The organism is Streptomyces sp. NPDC045695, assembly GCF_056432025.1.
The window spans coordinates 1-13727 of sequence record NZ_JBWKJU010000023.1 but is presented as its reverse complement, the minus strand read 5'-3'; the positions used below and the strand labels follow the sequence as shown (position 1 = coordinate 13727).

At 73.5% G+C, this 13727-nt stretch carries 11 protein-coding genes; 5 read left to right on the top strand and 6 right to left on the bottom strand.

Going from position 1 to position 13727, the window contains the following annotated elements; translation table 11 throughout:
* From AC07DU_RS29005 to mtrA, 6 genes are all read right to left on the bottom strand, one after another.
* A complete protein-coding gene (locus AC07DU_RS29005) occupies positions 1–753 on the bottom strand; it encodes a response regulator (RefSeq protein ID WP_479114648.1) in 753 nt (250 codons plus the stop codon).
* A gap of 196 nt (positions 754–949) precedes the next feature.
* The gene (hpf, locus tag AC07DU_RS29000) at positions 950–1645 is read right to left on the bottom strand and encodes a ribosome hibernation-promoting factor, HPF/YfiA family (protein ID WP_360903215.1); all 696 of its coding nucleotides are present in this window, start codon (positions 1643–1645) and stop codon (positions 950–952) included.
* Between the two features lie 296 nt (positions 1646–1941).
* The gene (locus tag AC07DU_RS28995) at positions 1942–2745 is read right to left on the bottom strand and encodes a ComF family protein (protein WP_479114646.1); all 804 of its coding nucleotides are present in this window, start codon (positions 2743–2745) and stop codon (positions 1942–1944) included.
* Between the two features lie 101 nt (positions 2746–2846).
* Entirely contained in the window at positions 2847–4745 is a 1899-nt protein-coding gene (locus AC07DU_RS28990; protein WP_360903210.1) for an LpqB family beta-propeller domain-containing protein, read from the bottom strand.
* The gene (gene mtrB, locus AC07DU_RS28985; protein ID WP_479114644.1) at positions 4729–6681 is read right to left on the bottom strand and encodes an MtrAB system histidine kinase MtrB; all 1953 of its coding nucleotides are present in this window, start codon (positions 6679–6681) and stop codon (positions 4729–4731) included. The genes AC07DU_RS28990 and mtrB overlap by 17 nt, the downstream gene beginning before the upstream one ends.
* Before the next feature lies 1 nt (position 6682).
* A complete protein-coding gene (gene mtrA, locus AC07DU_RS28980; RefSeq protein ID WP_360903204.1) occupies positions 6683–7372 on the bottom strand; it encodes a two-component system response regulator MtrA in 690 nt (229 codons plus the stop codon).
* A 234-nt stretch (positions 7373–7606) separates the two neighbouring features.
* Here mtrA and AC07DU_RS28975 point away from each other — a divergent pair, with 234 nt between their 5' ends.
* From AC07DU_RS28975 to AC07DU_RS28955, 5 genes are read left to right on the top strand one after another with little or no spacing between them, the layout of a single operon-like run.
* Positions 7607–8824 carry a glycerophosphoryl diester phosphodiesterase membrane domain-containing protein gene (locus tag AC07DU_RS28975; protein ID WP_360903201.1) on the top strand — a complete coding sequence of 406 codons (1218 nt, stop codon included), beginning with the start codon at positions 7607–7609 and terminating at the stop codon, positions 8822–8824.
* Positions 8825–8831: 7 nt separating this feature from the next.
* Entirely contained in the window at positions 8832–9512 is a 681-nt protein-coding gene (locus AC07DU_RS28970; protein WP_479114642.1) for a DUF4129 domain-containing protein, read from the top strand.
* Positions 9509–11257, top strand: a complete 1749-nt coding sequence (locus AC07DU_RS28965; protein WP_479114640.1) for a DUF4350 domain-containing protein — start codon at positions 9509–9511, stop codon at positions 11255–11257. The genes AC07DU_RS28970 and AC07DU_RS28965 overlap by 4 nt, the downstream gene beginning before the upstream one ends.
* Positions 11254–12240 (top strand): AAA family ATPase, encoded by a 987-nt coding sequence (locus tag AC07DU_RS28960; protein WP_360905244.1) that lies wholly within the window; start codon positions 11254–11256, stop codon positions 12238–12240. Before AC07DU_RS28965 ends, AC07DU_RS28960 begins: the two co-directional genes overlap by 4 nt.
* A complete protein-coding gene (locus tag AC07DU_RS28955; protein ID WP_479114638.1) occupies positions 12240–13550 on the top strand; it encodes a DUF58 domain-containing protein in 1311 nt (436 codons plus the stop codon). Before AC07DU_RS28960 ends, AC07DU_RS28955 begins: the two co-directional genes overlap by 1 nt.
* Positions 13551–13727: the final 177 nt, after the last annotated feature.

Sequence of the window (13727 nt, the reverse complement as noted above, 5' to 3'; positions counted from 1 at the left end):
TCAGCGGATTTCGAGGATCTTCTCCCGCATCGCGTAGACCACGGCCTCCATCCTGGAGTGCAGCTGCAGCTTCTCCAGGATGTTGCGGACGTGGTTCTTCACGGTGTTCTCGGAGATGAACAACTCCTTGGCGATGTCACGGTTGTTCATGCCCGTGGCCACCAGCTTCAGGACTTCCAGCTCCCGGTCCGTCAGCCTCGGCGCCGGCACCAGCCGCCGCTCGTCGGTCCGTTGGATCATCGACTTGAACTCGGTGAGCAGCTTCGACGCCATCGACGGGCTGATCTGCGACTGGCCGTCCGCCACCGCCCGGATCGCCGTGGCCACCTCGTCCGTCGAGATCTCCTTCAGCAGGTACCCGGTCGCGCCCGCCTTGATCGCGTCGTAGAGGTCCGCCTCCTCGTCGCTGATCGTCAGCATGATGATCTTCGCGGAGGGGGCCACCTCCTTGATCGAGGTGCACGCCTCGATCCCTCCGCGCCGGGGCATCCGTACGTCCATCAGCACGATGTCCGGCAGCAGGTCGGCCGCCTTGTCCACGGCCTCCGCGCCGTCCCCCGCCTCGCCGACGACCTGGATGTCCTCCTCCTGTGCGAGGACGATCTCCAGTCCGCGGCGGAAGAGCGCGTGGTCGTCGACCACGAGCACCCGGATGGGCTCCCCGGCCGGCGACCCGGCGGCCTGCGCCTCACGGTCCGCCGGACGGCAGCCCGCGCCGTCCTCCCCGCGCGCCGGCCCGAAGCTGTCCGCCATCGTTCCTCCCCCTGCATGTGCTGAGCTGCTGGGCCAACCGGTCACGCACCGCCACCGGTTGACTGCCCGCCATGATTCCATGCCCGCACCGGGGCGCGGGGGGGAAGCGAGTGACCCGGCTGGCGCATACCCGTCCATACAGGTGCCCCTGCGGAGGCGCCTGAGCGCACCCCGCAGGGGCAGCGAAACGGGTTGCTCAGCCGCCGAGCGCACCCCCGGCGCCGCCTCGCGGCTCCTCCGAGCTGGAGGCACCGTCCGGGTTCACGTGGATGACTCCGTAGTCATAGGCGTGGCGTCGGTAGACGACACTGGGCAACTTCGTCTCGGAGTCGACGAACAGGTAGAAGTCGTGGCCGACCAGTTCCATCTCGTACAGCGCCTGGTCGAGCGACATGGGGGCGGCCGAGTGGGTCTTCTCGCGAACGATGAGGGGGCCTTCGCCCTGTACCTCAAGGGATCCGATCCGAGTGATCGGGACCCCGTTCGCCTTCTCCTCGGTGACCGGCTGGCCGCTGCCGTTCAGCGACGCGACGCCCGGCACGACGTCGGCGACCTCGGCCGCTGAGAGCCGGCCGCTGCCACGGCGGGTGTAGCGCTTGTCGTGCTGCTTGCGCAGCCGGGCCTCCAGCTTGTCCTGAGCCAGGTCCAGCGCCGCGTACGGGTCGGCGGCGGCGGCCTCGGCCCGGATCACCGGGCCCCGCGAATGCAGGGTGATCTCCACGCGGTCGGAACGGTCGGCCTGACGCGGGTTGTGCTCCTTGGACACCTCGACGTCCAAGCTGATCACCTTGGCGTCGAGCTTCTGGATCCGCTCCGGATTCAGCTTCTCAGCCACGTGCTTGCGGAACCGCTCGGGCACTTCGGTCTTGCGGCCCTTGACGACGATGTCCACGCAGAACTCCGTTCCCGGATAGCTCCGCCCGACGGGGCGAAGCGTCTCCCTTTCGCACCAGACTCCGGTGAAAGCCGGAGCCTCGGACTTGGCGACTTCACCTCCTCCTCCCCCATCGGCAAGATCGCAACCCCACCGATTTCGGAGTCGAGAGACGGCCTCCTGAGTTCCTTACAACCGAACATATCCCTCTATGGCGGTTGTCGGCACCCGCTACCGGAACATACTTCCGGTCTGTCGACTGTTCCCTCTCACAACCTGCAACGATGGGCCTTCCCTCCCAGTTCCAAATCTATTCACTGGTTTTTCGGCCGAACGGAGTTGGCGGCCCCGAAGGAGTCCGCGGGAGCGGCCACCACGGCCGCCCGCAGCACCCCGCCCGAGCGCCCGTCCGAGCCCCTGGCCAGGCCCGCGGCGCGCACCGCCCGGGCGGCTTCCGCCAGCGTCGCCCCGGTGGTGATCACGTCGTCCACGAGCACGATCCGCGCTCCGGCGGTCAGGCGCGCCCCGTCCCCGCGCACCACCAGCGCCCCCGCGAGGTTCTCCCGGCGCTGCCGGGCCCCGAGCCCCGCCTGGTCCGCCACCGCCCGCCGCAGCCGCAGTACGGGCGCCACGCGCGCGGGAACACCGGCCCGGCGCAGCCGCCCCGCGGCGGCCAGCGCGATCCTGCGCGCGGGATCGTGCCCGCGCGCCCGCACCTGCCGCGGCGCCGAGGGAACGGGCACCAGGATCACGTCCGCCCGCCCCGACCGCGCCCCAGCGGGCGCACCGGGCTCAGCGGGCACAGCAGGCACACCGCGCGCCCCAAGCACCCCTCCCGCCACCACAGCCGCCGCCAGGGCCCCGCCCAGTGCCCCGGCCAGGGGCAGTGCCCCGCGCTCCTTGTGCGCCAGCAGAAGGGCCCGTACGGCCCCTTCGTAGACGGCGGCGGCCGTCACCACCGGCAGCCCCTCCGGGCACGGATACGGCCGCACCGGTCCCGCACCGGCCCCGCTCAGCGCAGCCCGGCAGCCCCCGCAGAGCAGCACCCGTAGCGCGCCGCAGCCGGCGCAGTCCACCGGCAGGACCAGCCCGGCGAGCTCCCGCCACCACCCCCGCATGGCTCCACCCTGACGGGCCGGACCGCGCCCCGCCACCCCTGTGGACGACGCGCGCACCCCGGACCGGACCGGCCGGGCCGGGCCCGCGCCCCGCAGCCAGGTCAGCCCGGGTACACCGGAGCCTGGCCGCCCGCGGCCACCGTGCGCCACTGCGCCCCCGGCGGCAGCCACACGATCCCGTCCTCCTTCGAGTACGCGACCACCGGCTTCGGCTTCGCCTCGTCCTCCGAGGCCGCGACCGCCACCGCGCTCAGCCCCGCCGCCCCCGGCAGGCTCGCCGCGACCATCGAGCCGTCCGCCAGCATGTAGCGGGCCTGCTGGACCCCGCCGCTCTCCCGGCCCACCACGAGCAGCCGCCCGCGCGGCGCCCAGCTCATCGCCGTCACCTCCGCCATCTGCGGGGCCGCCGGGCGCAGCTCGCGCACCGACACCGCGGAGGAGTCCCCCTTGCCGTCGGGCCGTTCGATCCGGCCCACGTACAGGTTCGTACGGCTGCCCCGCTCCACGAGCAGCGCGATCCGCACCCCGTCGGGAGAGGCCTTCAGCGAGGTGATCCGCCCGCCGTCCAGCCCGGCCACCTGCACCTTCTCGGCCGTGCCGGCCCCGGCCGGCACCCGCCACAGCCCGAGGCGCTGCGGATCGCGGTCCGCGATCCACAGGTCGCCCGCGGCGTCCCAGCTGGGCGGGGTCAGGGTGTCCGTCTTGCCGCCCTTGCCCACGTACACCGGCGGGGGCACGGCCCCGCCGCCCACCAGCGGCAGGACGTACAGGGAGTGCCCGTCCTCGGAGACCACGGCCGCGCGCCGCTCGTCGTAGGTCACGGCCGCCGAGCTGACCTTGAAGGAGGCGTTTGCGGCGAGCGGCCCCGGCACCAGCTCGGGCCGGCTCTGCTGGTCCTGGCTGCTGGTGTCCAGCTTCATCCGGACGAGTCGCTTCTCGTCGTTGACGAAGTACTGGTAGTCGGGGATCTTGGGGCGGCCCGCGATCGCGGCCGCGCTCACCTCGGTCACCGAGCACAGCGAGGACGACTTGCCGTCGGAACGCAGCAGTTCGACCTGGTCGAGCCGGGAACCCGTCAGGTCTTTGACCGTGTAGAGCAGTTGGGTCGCCATCTTCTTGCACTGCGGCTGCGCGACGTTGTCGGCCTTCTCGTTGAGCGGCACGCGCAGCGTGTTCTGTCCGTCGTACGAAAGGGACTTGGTGCCCTCGCGCAGTTCCGTGCCGGTGGGGAAGCTGGACTCCACGACCGGGCCGAGCCACCTCGACGGTCCGGCCAGCAGCGACTGCACGGTCTGCGTGGTCGGGTCCATCCGCGAGTCCGGGTCGGTGCGCTGGCGCACGTAGACGGGATCGGCGACGAGCGTGCCGCCCGCGAAGTAGTACTTGTTGACCGGCATGTAGATGCGCTGGAAGTCCGACTCGCTGAGCACGAGACCGGTGGGCGGGGTCGAGATCCGCCACTGCTTCTCTTCGTTCTGGACGAGCTGGAGGTACTCCTCGTACTGCCCGCCGCTGGTCTCGGGCTGGTAGGCGCTGCGCTCGTCCACGGTCGCGAGCTTCTTGCCGGTCACCTTCCAGCGGGGCCGCTCGGGGTCCTTCTCGCCGCGGACCTGGGCCCGGTCCAGGCCGGCCGACAGGACGGTGACGGCGGAGCCGGGCTTCCAGCTCTTCGCCGCCTCCTCGGTGAGGTATTTGCGGGCCGTCTCCAGCTGCGGGTCGTCGCTGGTCATCGCCTCCAGGAAGCCGTCGACGATCTCGGCCGCGCTGGCCTTGTCGGCGGGCGGTACGCCGAAGACCCGGACCTGGGAGTCGACGCCCTGCGAGGCCCCCAGCGGGCGGATCTCGCCGTGGTCGGGCATGGAGGCGCAGCCGGCCAGCAGCAGCCCGGCCGCCCCGAACGCGTACGCCCGTACGGTGCGCAGCCGCCGGCCCCGTGCCCGCGCGCGTGGCGACCGCGCGCCCCCCGCCCGCCGGCTCGCGGGCTCAGCGTCCATCGGCATCGCTTCGGTCCTCCTGTTGTGCCTGCTCGGCCGGCCGGGCCACGACCCGGGCCCCGTTCCCCGGCAGGGCGGTCGGATCGGCGGGCACGGGCAGCGCTCCGGCGACCGGCGAGCGCGGCGGTATCGGCGAGCGGTCCCCGGCGTCGGGGGCCGTACGGTCCTTCGCGCTGCCCGCGGCCTCGGCGGCGGCCCTGGCCCGGTTGGCCCGGGAGTCCTCGGGCTCCAGCGGGATGGGCGAGCCCCTCAGCGGCTCGTCGGCGGTGCGCGGCAGGGTCAGGCGGAACTGCGAGCCGCCGCCCGGCTCGCCCCAGGCCTGGAGCCAGCCGCCGTGCAGCCGGGCGTCCTCCACGGCGATGGACAGGCCCAGGCCCGTCCCGCCCGTGGTGCGCGCCCGCGCCGGGTCGGCCCGCCAGAAGCGGTTGAAGACGCGCGTGGCCTCGCCGGGCTTGAGCCCGACCCCGTAGTCCCGTACGGCCACGGCGACGGCCCCGCCCGCGGAGGCGAGCCGCACCACGACGTCGCGGCCCTCGCCGTGCTCCACGGCGTTGACGACGAGGTTGCGCAGCACCCGCTCGACGCGGCGCGCGTCGGCCTCGGCGATCACGGGCTGGGTGTCGCCGAGGACCCGGATCCGGGTTCCCTTGTGCTCGGCGAGCGGCTCGGCGCCCTCGATGACCCGGCGTACGACGTCGCGCAGGTCCACCGGCTCCGCCTCCAGGGCGGCAGCGCCGGCGTCGAACCGGCTGATCTCCAGCAGGTCGGCGAGCAGCGACTCGAACCGGTCGAGCTGCCCGGCCAGGAGTTCGGCGGAGCGGGCGGTGACGGGGTCGAAGTCGACCCGGGCGTCGTGGATGACGTCGGCGGCCATCCGGACCGTCGTGAGGGGGGTCCGCAGCTCGTGCGAGACGTCCGAGACGAACCGGCGCTGCAACCGGGACAGGTCCTCCAGCTGCTGGATCTTGAGCTGGAGGTTCTGCGCCATCTTGTTGAAGGCCTCGCCCAACCGGGCGATGTCGTCCTCGCCGGTGACCTTCATCCGCTCCTGGAGCCGCCCGGCCGAGAGCCGCTCGGCGATCCCGGCTGCCATCCGGACCGGAGTGACGACCTGGCGCACCACGAGCCAGGCGATGGCGCCGAGCAGCACGACCACGAACACGCCGGCCGTGGCGATGGTGACCTTGACCAGGTTGAGGGACTCCTCCTCCTGGGTCAGCGGGAAGAGGTAGTACAGGTCGTACGGGTCCCCGTTGATGTCGGTGAGCCGCTTGCCCACGACCAGCGCCGACTCGGGTTCCTTCTGCTCGGCGCCGCTCGTGTACCGGATCTGCGAGAAGGTCTTGAAGGCCCCGGTGGCATGGTCGACCGCCCGGCGCAGCGCCAGCGGGACGCTCGCGGTCGGGTCCACGTTGCCGGAGGCGCGGGCGCCCTTGACGCCCTGCGTGCCGGTCGCCGCCTGCTCACCGCTCCCCGCGCCGAGCGCGACCACCTCGAAGGCACTCTGGCCGCCACTGGCGAGCTGCTTGATCAGGGAGTTCATCCAGGTACTGGCGTCCCGGCCGACCTTGTTGTCGCTGGCGTCGGGCCCGTCCACCGTCGCCGGCGTGTTGGCCTTCTCCTGCGCGACCGCGAAACCGCCCGCGGCCTGGCTCTCCGCGGCCTCCTCCTTGGCGTCGAGGAGGCCCTTGCTGACCTGCGCGATGACGACGAAGCCCAGGGCGAGCACCACGGACAGCGATATCAGCAGGGTGGCGGCCACCACCCGCAGCTGGATGTTGCGCCGCCACAGCCGGACAGCCGGAAGCAGCGGCCGGCGTACGAGACGCACGCACAGCCGCAGCACGGCGCCGCCGGGTGCTCCCTCCTGGAGCAGCCGGGCGACCCGCGGGTTCCCCCAGCGGGAACCGCGCCGGCCCCCGCCGGACGTGCCGGACTGCACGTCAGCTGGGTCCGGCCTTGTAGCCGACACCGCGCACCGTCACGACGATCTCGGGGCGCTCCGGGTCCTTCTCGACCTTGGAGCGCAGGCGCTGTACGTGCACGTTGACCAGGCGGGTGTCCGCCGCGTGCCGGTAGCCCCAGACCTGCTCCAGCAGCACCTCGCGGGTGAACACCTGCCAGGGCTTGCGCGCGAGGGCGACCAGCAGGTCGAACTCGAGCGGCGTGAGGGCGATGGAGGCGCCGTCCCGCTTGACCGAGTGCCCGGCCACGTCGATGACGAGGTCACCGATGGTCAGCTGCTCGGGGGCGGGCTCCTCCGACCGGCGCAGACGGGCCCGGATGCGGGCCACCAGCTCCTTCGGCTTGAACGGCTTGACGATGTAGTCGTCGGCCCCGGACTCCAGGCCCACGACGACGTCGACCGTGTCGCTCTTGGCGGTGAGCATCACGATCGGTACGCCGGACTCCGCGCGGATCAGCCTGCACACCTCTATGCCGTCCCGTCCGGGCAGCATGAGGTCGAGCAGCACGAGGTCCGGCTTCGCCTCCCGGAAGGCAGCAAGTGCCTTGTCGCCGTCCGCTACGAACGACGGCTCAAAACCTTCTCCCCGCAGCACAATGCCGAGCATCTCGGCCAGCGCGGTGTCGTCGTCGACGACAAGGACGCGTCCCTTCATGGTTGACATCATCCCATTAGCTAATCGTTACCTGGCGGTGAGCTGTCCCACAGCCAAAAGGGCTGGAAATCGCCCCTCGAACCTGCGTGGTGATCAGCTCGACCAGTCTCCCCCGGATCCGGGTGACAATTGAAGGTACGGCCTGCCGGGCATCCAGGGGGACGGCTGGTCCATCCGTGGACCCCACGTGGCACGATGGCAGCGACCAGCGCCCCCGCCGCAGCAGGCGCACGTGAAGGAGCGACGATGAACGACTCTCCGGGCTGGGCTACGCCCGGATCCTCTCCGTCCGACGGCGAGCGGCCGGGAACCGACGGCGGCGCCCCGCAGTCCTCCGCGCCCGCCGGCGGACCGAAGTGGTCCGCCGAGCAGCCGCCGCCCGGCCAGTGGTCCAGCCCGGGCTCCGCGACCCCCGAGCCCCCGCGGACGCAGCCCCAGCCCCAGCCGGGCACCGGCTGGGGCCAGCAGCCCGGCACCCCGTACGGCTACCCGGGCGGGCCCGCCCCGTGGGGCAAGCCCCCCGCCGCCAAGCCCGGCGTCATCCCGCTGCGCCCCATGGATCTCGGCGAGATCCTCGACGGCGCGGTCGCCACCATGCGCTCCCACTGGCGCTCGGTCCTGCCGATCACCCTGGTCGTCGCCACGGTCGTCCAGCTGATCAGCGTGCTCGTGCAGAAGTACATGCTGAGCGACCTCGCCCTCAGTTCGCCCGAGGACGCCACCGTCGACGAGATGCTCAACGACATCGGCGCCACCCTGTCGGTGTCCGTGGTGGTCCAGTTCATCCAGCTCCTGGGGACCATCGTGGTCACCGCGATGCTCACGATGATCTTCAGTCGCGCGGTGCTGGGCCGGGACTCCTCGGTCTCCGACGCCTGGCGCGACGCCCGGCCGCAGCTGCTGCGCCTCATCGGGGTGACCCTGCTGACGGCCGTCGGCGCCCTCCTGCTCGGCGCGGTCCTGATCGCTCCCGGACTCCTCGCCGAGAACATCCCCCTGGCCGTCCTCGGCCTCCTCGTCTGGCTGCCGCTCATCGCCTGGCTGGGGATCAAGTTCAGCCTGGCCTCGCCCGCCCTGATGCTGGAGAAGAGCACCGTCATCACGGCCTTCGCCCGCTCCTCGAAGCTGGTCAAGGGCGCCTGGTGGCGCATCTTCGGCATCACGGTCCTGACCGCCCTGATCACCGGATTCGTCGCCGGGGTGATCGTCTTCCCGTTCCAGATGGGCGGCGCGCTGGCCTTCGGAGGCGGCTTCGACGGCATCCTGAACGGCACGGGCGCGACCTCCTGGGGCGTACTGATCACCAGCGCCATCGGTCTGATCATCGCCCAGACCATCGTCATGCCGATGCAGGCCGGCGTCACCGTCCTCCTCTACGTCGACCAGCGCATCCGCCGCGAGGGCCTCGACCTGGAGCTCGCCCGGGCAGCCGGCCTCGACAACTACGGCACGACCGGAGGCTGACACACCGATGATGAGTACGGGGGGCCTCATCACCCGCGCCACGGCGCTGCTGCCGGGCGCGGAGACACCACCGGTCACGACACCGCGCGAACCCGCCCGGGAGGCGGCCGAGGGCGAACTGTCCAAGCCGATCTACCACGAGAACGACCCGAGCCTGATCAACCGCGCCCTGCGCGCCTTCTTCGACTGGCTCGACGACGCGTTCGGCGCGGCCTCCGGGGCGACCCCCGGAGGTACCGTCGGTCTCGTCGTCATCGTCCTCCTCGTCGTCCTGGCCGTCGCCGCCCTCTGGTGGCGCCTCGGCGCCCCCCGCCGCACCGCCCTCACCACCGCCGCCCTCTTCGACCAAGGCATCCGCAGCGCCGCCGACCACCGCGCCGCCGCCGACGCCCACGCCGCCGCAGGACGCTGGACCGAAGCCGTCCAGGAACGCATGCGCGCCGTCGTCCGCTCCCTGGAGGAGCGCACCCTCCTCGACCCGCGCCCGGGCCGCACCGCCGACGAGGCCGCCGCGGAAGCCGCCGTATCCCTCCCGGACCACGCCGCAGACCTCCGCGCCGCCGCCCGTGCCTTCGACGACGTCACCTACGGCGGCCGCCCGGCCGACGCCACCACCTACGCCCGCCTCCGCACCCTCGACCTCACCCTGGACCGCACGAAGCCCCTCCTGACGGGACCCACCCCATGACCCGCCCCCAGGACCCCACCCCCCAGGGCGCCGAACCCACCCCCACCGCCCCCTCCCCCGACTCGCCCCCGGCCGATGCCGGCCATGCCCCGGGTCCCACCCGGGCCGGTGACGCCGAGGCCGGGCGTGTGCCGGGGCGCTCCCCGCAGGCCGCCGAACCCACCCCAACCGCACCCTCCCCCGGCTCGCCCCCGGCCGATGCCGGCGAGACCGGGCATGCGCCGGACGACCCCACCTCGGCCGGTGCCACCCGGGCCGGTGACGGCGGGGCCGGGTGTGTGCCGGCCGACCCCATCTCGGCCGGTCCCAGCCCGGCCGGTGACGGCGGGGCCGGGTGTGCGCCGGGGCGCTCCCCGCAGGGCGTCGAACACACCACCGCCGCACCCCCCGACCCCTCGCCACGTTCGGCGCCCGAGGAGACGCCCCGGCGCGCGCCCGGCCCCGCCGGCACCGGCCCCACCCCCGCCCCGGCCCCGGCCCCGGCCCCGCAGGACACCGCACCCGCCGCCCACGCAAACGCAACGGCCCCGCAGAGCAGCACCGCCCCCGCCCGCGCAGCGACCCGCACGCGCCGCATCCGCCGCGCCCTCACCACCCTCGCCGTCCTCGCCGCAGGCGCGATCCTCCTCGCCGCCCTCGACTCCGGCACCCGCCACGGCCACCTGGACCCCCGCTCCGCCGACCCCTCCGGCAGCCGCGCCGTCGCCGAGCTCCTCAAGGCCCGCGGCGTCACCACCCGCGTCGTCACCACCGCGCGCGAGGCCGCCGACGCGGCCGGCCCCCGCACCACCCTCCTCGTCACCGAGCCCGACCGCCTCGGCACACCCCAGCGCAGCGCCATCCGCTCGGCCATCGACCTCTCCGGCGGTCGCACCGTCCTCCTCGGCCCCAGCGGCCACAGCCTCCCCGACCTGGCCCCCGGCATCCGTACGAAGGGCGACGCCGCGAGCGACGACCTCGACCCGGCCTGCACCCTGCCCGCCGCCACCTCCGCCGGCCGCGCATCCACCGGCGGCGGCCTCCGCTACACCACCACCCCGGCAGGGACCCCGGCAGGAACCGCCAAGCCCCCCGCAGGGACCCCGGTCACCGCCTGCTACCCCAGCGGCGGCCACCCCACCCTCCTGCTCCTCCCGGCGGGAACCGGCGGCGACACCGTCCTCCTCGGCTCCGAGACGATCCTCCTCAACGAGAGCCTCGCCGAGCAGGGCAACGCCTCCCTCGCCCTCCAACTCCTCGGCTCCCGCCCGAACCTCGTCTGGTACCTGCCGTCCCCCGCGGACTCCGATCCCGACACCGGCCCCTCCGAGGAGAAGAGCCTCTTCGACCTCATCCCGGCCGGCTGGTCCTGGGCCCTGCTCCAGCTCTTCGTCGCCGCCGCCCTCGCCGCCCTCTGGCGCGCCCGCCGGCTGGGCCCCCTCGTCACCGAGAGGCTCCCCGTCGCCATCCGCGCCTCCGAGGCCACCGAGGGCCGCGCCCGCCTCTACCGCAAGGCCGGCGCCCGCGACCGCGCCGCCACCGTGCTGCGCGCCGCCACCCGCGAACGCCTGGCCGCACTGGTCGGCGTACCGCACACCCAGGCCCATGACCCCGCCGCGCTCGTCTCGGCGGTATCCGCCCGACTCACGGACGGGTCCGGGGACCTGACGACCCTGCTCTTCGGCCCCACCCCTTCCGACGACGCGGCACTCGTCGCGCTCGCCGACCACCTCGACGCCCTCGAAAGAGAGGTCCGTACGTCATGACGTACCCGGCCACCGAGTCCACGGCTGTGACCGCGGACAGCGCCCGCGCTTCCCTCGAAGCGCTCCGCACCGAGATCGGCAAGGCCGTGGTCGGTCAGGACTCCGCCGTCACCGGTCTCGTGGTCGCGCTCCTGTGCCGCGGCCACGTACTCCTCGAAGGCGTCCCCGGCGTCGCCAAGACCCTCCTCGTACGGGCCCTGGCCGCCTCCCTCGAACTCGACACCAAGCGCGTCCAGTTCACCCCGGACCTGATGCCGAGCGACGTCACGGGTTCGCTGGTCTACGACGCCCGCACCGCCGAGTTCTCCTTCCAGAACGGCCCGGTCTTCACCAACCTCCTCCTCGCGGACGAGATCAACCGGACCCCGCCCAAGACCCAGTCCTCCCTCCTCGAAGCCATGGAGGAGCGCCAGGTCACGGTCGACGGCACCCCGCGCGCGCTCCCGGAGCCCTTCCTGGTCGCCGCCACCATGAACCCGGTCGAGTACGAGGGCACGTACCCCCTGCCGGAAGCCCAGCTGGACCGCTTCCTGCTCAAGCTGACCGTCCCGCTCCCGTCCCGCGAGGACGAGATCGGGGTCCTGACCCGCCACGCCGCCGGGTTCAACCCGCGCGACCTGCACGCCGCGGGCATCCGCCCGGTGGCCGGCCCGGCCCAGCTCGAAGCCGCCCGCGAGGCCGTCGCCAAGGTCTCCGTCTCCCCCGAGATCGCCGGGTACGTCGTCGACATCTGCCGCGCCACCCGCGAATCGCCCTCGCTCACCCTCGGCGTCTCGCCCCGCGGCGCCACCGCCCTGCTGGCCACCTCCCGCGCCTGGGCCTGGCTGACCGGCCGCGACTACGTCACCCCCGACGACGTCAAGGCCCTGGCCCTGCCCACCCTGCGCCACCGCGTCCAGCTGCGCCCGGAAGCCGAAATGGAAGGCGTCACCCCGGACGCGGTCATCGCGGCGATCCTCACCCACGTCCCCGTCCCGCGCTGATGGCCCTCACCGGACGCGCCGCGCTGCTCGCGGCCCTCGGCAGCATCCCCGTCGGCATCCTGGAGCCGAGCTGGACGGGGATGCTCGCGGTCAACGGCCCGCTCGCACTGGCCTGCGCGGTCGACTACGCCCTGGCGGCCCCGGTCGGCTCCCTCGGCCTCACCCGCTCGGGAGCCACCTCGGTCCGCCTCGGCGAGCCCGCGGACGTCCACCTCACCGTCACCAACCCCGGCAGCCGCATGCTGCGGGCCCGCGTCCGCGACGCCTGGCCCCCGAGCAGCTGGCTCCCCGGTACGGAAGCGGCCGCGTCCCGCCACGAGGTGCGGATCCCCGCGGGCGAGCGCCGCCGCCTCACCACGCGCCTGCTCCCGACCCGCCGCGGCGACCGCACGGCCGACCGCGTCACCATCCGCTCGTACGGCCCGCTCGGCCTGCTGGCCCGCCAGGGCGCCCACACCGTCCCCTGGACGGTCCGTGTCCTGCCGCCCTTCACGAGCCGCAAGCACCTTCCCTCGCGCCTGGCCCGCCTGCGCGAACTGGACGGCCGTACGAGCGTCCTGACCCGCGGCGAGGGCACCGAGTTCGACAGCCTGCGCGACTACGTCCCCGGCGACGACACCCGCTCGATCGACTGGCGCGCCACCGCCCGCCAGCACAAGGTGGCGGTCCGTACGTGGCGCCCCGAACGCGACCGGCACATCCTGATCTGCCTGGACACGGGCCGCACCTCGGCGGGACGCGTCGGCGACGCCCCCCGCCTGGACTCCGCGATGGACGCGGCCCTCCTCCTCGCCGCGCTGGCCACCCGCGCCGGCGACCGCGTGGACCTCCTGGCCCACGACCGCCGCCCCCGCGCCCAGGTCCTGGCCCGCGCGGCCGCCGACGTCCTGCCCTCTTTCGTGAACGCGATGGCCCCCCTCGAACCGGAACTGGTCGAGACGGACGCCCGCACCCTGGTGTCCACCATCCTGCGCAGCGCCCCACGGCGGTCCCTGGTGGTCCTCCTGACGAGCCTGGACGCCTCTCCCATCGAAGAGGGCCTGCTCCCCGTCCTGCCGCGCCTGACCCAGCGCCACACGGTCCTGCTCGCCTCCGTCGCCGACCCGCACGTCGCGGACATGACAAAGTCGCGGGGCAGTGTGGACGCGGTCTACGAAGCCGCGGCCGGCACCCAGTCCCAGGCCCAGCGCCGCCGCACGGCCGAGCAGCTCACCCGCCACGGCGTCCACGTGGTCGACGCGACCCCGGACACCCTGGCCCCAGCCCTGGCCGACGCCTACCTCGCCCTCAAGGCCGCCGGCCGCCTTTGAGCACCCCGAGCCACGCCCTCGCCGGGTCGTCACCCCGACCCAGCCCGGCCCGACCCCGAACCGGAGGGAATATCACGCCGGCCCGGCCCGTAAACGCAGAAAAGCCCCGCACCGAACCCGTAAGGGCTGGTGCGGGGCTTCCGCAATGATTGTTCGGCGGCGTCCTACTCTCCCACA

What these genes read in the sequence shown, in the direction of transcription:
- AC07DU_RS28960 (WP_360905244.1), top strand. Translation starts at nt 11,254, where the DNA reads ATGACGTACCCGGCCACCGAGTCCACGGCTGTGACCGCGGACAGCGCC.
- AC07DU_RS29005 (WP_479114648.1), bottom strand. Translation starts at nt 753, where the DNA reads ATGGCGGACAGCTTCGGGCCGGCGCGCGGGGAGGACGGCGCGGGCTGC.
- AC07DU_RS28970 (WP_479114642.1), top strand. Translation starts at nt 8,832, where the DNA reads ATGATGAGTACGGGGGGCCTCATCACCCGCGCCACGGCGCTGCTGCCG.
- AC07DU_RS28965 (WP_479114640.1), top strand. Translation starts at nt 9,509, where the DNA reads ATGACCCGCCCCCAGGACCCCACCCCCCAGGGCGCCGAACCCACCCCC.
- AC07DU_RS28955 (WP_479114638.1), top strand. Translation starts at nt 12,240, where the DNA reads ATGGCCCTCACCGGACGCGCCGCGCTGCTCGCGGCCCTCGGCAGCATC.
- AC07DU_RS28995 (WP_479114646.1), bottom strand. Translation starts at nt 2,745, where the DNA reads ATGCGGGGGTGGTGGCGGGAGCTCGCCGGGCTGGTCCTGCCGGTGGAC.
- AC07DU_RS28990 (WP_360903210.1), bottom strand. Translation starts at nt 4,745, where the DNA reads ATGCCGATGGACGCTGAGCCCGCGAGCCGGCGGGCGGGGGGCGCGCGG.
- AC07DU_RS28975 (WP_360903201.1), top strand. Translation starts at nt 7,607, where the DNA reads ATGAACGACTCTCCGGGCTGGGCTACGCCCGGATCCTCTCCGTCCGAC.
- mtrA (WP_360903204.1), bottom strand. Translation starts at nt 7,372, where the DNA reads ATGATGTCAACCATGAAGGGACGCGTCCTTGTCGTCGACGACGACACC.